This is a genomic window from Bartonella sp. AD13SXNS (assembly GCF_042196465.1).
GTDB lineage: Bacteria > Pseudomonadota > Alphaproteobacteria > Rhizobiales > Rhizobiaceae > Bartonella.
Genome location: NZ_JBHIQI010000056.1, coordinates 1 through 2,014, shown reverse-complemented (window position 1 = coordinate 2,014; position 2,014 = coordinate 1). Strand labels below are relative to the sequence as shown.

General features: G+C 40.4%; 2 protein-coding genes and 1 pseudogene. All 3 read left to right on the top strand.

From position 1 onward, the window contains the following. Nucleotides 1–477: pseudogene (locus ACFIMQ_RS09280) on the top strand (hypothetical protein); the annotation flags it as partial. Between the two features lie 91 nt (nt 478–568). Further along, the gene (locus ACFIMQ_RS09275; RefSeq protein WP_375703920.1) at nt 569–1,693 is read left to right on the top strand and encodes a N4-gp56 family major capsid protein; all 1,125 of its coding nucleotides are present in this window, start codon (nt 569–571) and stop codon (nt 1,691–1,693) included. A 22-nt stretch (nt 1,694–1,715) separates the two neighbouring features. After that, nucleotides 1,716–2,014: hypothetical protein (locus tag ACFIMQ_RS09270; RefSeq protein ID WP_375703919.1), on the top strand; the 299-nt coding region annotated here is incomplete at its 3' end.

The following is a 2,014-nucleotide window of genomic DNA, read 5'->3' as shown; positions in this document are numbered from 1 at the left end:
AATGATCATTTGAACCAGTTTTTAGAAAGTTCTGTTACATCAATTAAAGATAAATACAGTGATTTTGATGCGGCGGCAGATTTTCTTTATGAGACGCGTGCAAAGCAATTGAATGCATGGTCCTCTGTTTATCCGAATTATGCACAAAAGAGCACGATAGATGCGATTATAGGGGATGAATTACGTACAATTGTAGCGACTTGCGCCCAAAAAGGGGTTAATCCAGCAGAAGAGCTTTATAGGATAGCGCAAAATCTTGGTTATCAGAACCAAGCAGTGCAAGCCAATAATCAAGTTGCAGCACTTCAAAGCCGTCAGAATTCTGCGAGAACCTTAACGGCATCTGGAGGAGGGGGCGTGACGGGTCCTATGACTTTAGAATCTATTGGAAATATGTCTGATAAAGAATTTGGAGAATGGTATAGCAATCCTAAGAATCAAATCATTTTTGATAAGTTAATGGGGCGCGATGGCTGATTATAGTCTAGGTGCATAACGTAATCCGCTTTTAATGCGGGTTTTTGCCGGCTTTAAGCCGGTTTTTTTATAGCAAAGAAAGGTAAAATCAATGGCAATAACACGTATACCTATTAATGATGCTCAAGCGGTGAAAGCTTGGTCAAAGAGATTAAATTATGAAGCGTCTAAAGCGCTTGATATTGAACCATTAATGGGAGAAGGCTCCAATAGTATCATTCAAGTCAAAAATGAACTTAGGAAAGAAGGTGGCGATTGTGTTACATTTAGCTTACGTGCACAGATTATGGGGCGTGGTGTAAGCGAAGGTGAAACGCTTAAAGGTAATGAAGAAGCTCTTCAGTTTCTTCATGACAAATTATATATCAATGAACTTAATCATGCAGTTTCGACGAAGAACAAAGGTACAATTGATCAACAACGTATTTTGTTTAGTTTACGCGACGAAGCACACAAGTCATTGGTTGATTGGTATGCGGACCGTTTAAGTTTGATGTTTTTCACGCAAGTGTGTGGGTACACAGCACCTACAATGAAATTTGAAGGGCGTGAGATTGAACTTGATGAATTGTATTATGGTTTTAATGCACCATTGGCACCAAGTAGTAAGCGCATTGTACGACCAGAAGCCAAAACGAAAGATGAAGACGTAAAAGAGCTGGCAAAACACGGTTTTAGCCTTAAGCTGATTGATGAAGCTGTTAAAGTTGCAAAGTTGGCTAACCCCAAAATCAGACCAGTACGTGTTGGTGGTTCCAATGTTTACGTCATGTATCTTCATCCCATACAAGTTATGCAATTGCGTACCAATACAGATACTGGTCAGTGGCTTGATATACAAAAGGCGGCTTATTCAGGTTCGCGTGCGAAGAATCCGATCTTTGATGGTTCACTAGGCATGTATAACGGTGTGATTTTACGTGAATCGGAACATGTGACGCATGGTGTAAAATCCGATGGTAGTGTTGAAGAAAATGTCCGACGTGCTGTATTACTGGGTGCACAAAGTGTGATGCTTGCCTTTGGAGCAGAAAATCAAGATACGCGCTATAAATTGGTTGAAGAGCTTGATGATTATCAACGGGTATATGGGGTTGCAGTGAAAACAATCCTAGGGATGAAGAAAACGCGTTTCCAAATGCCTGGAAGAGGACAACATGCGCAAGATTTTGGAACAGTTGTTGTTTCAACTTGTACAGGTGAAAAGCCTTCTTAAATTCATGGAAAGGAAATAAAACATGGCAGAAGGATTACCACAGCCCCTACAAGGGAGAAACTTGGTTACGCAACAAGTGAGTTTTTTTCGCTTGAACATATCGCATAAAGAGAAGCGTCTTACAACGAAAATAGGGATATTACCACGTGGTGCTTTGATCACTTCAATTAAAGCGTTCGTTAAGACGGCATTTTCAGAAGCGAAGTTGAAGATTGGCAGTACCTATGGGGGTAATGAGTTTGGCGAAAAAGACATCAAAGCCCAAAATACGCAAGATTTTACACCAACAGACCAAAAGGTTTTTACTCCAGAGGATAAAGA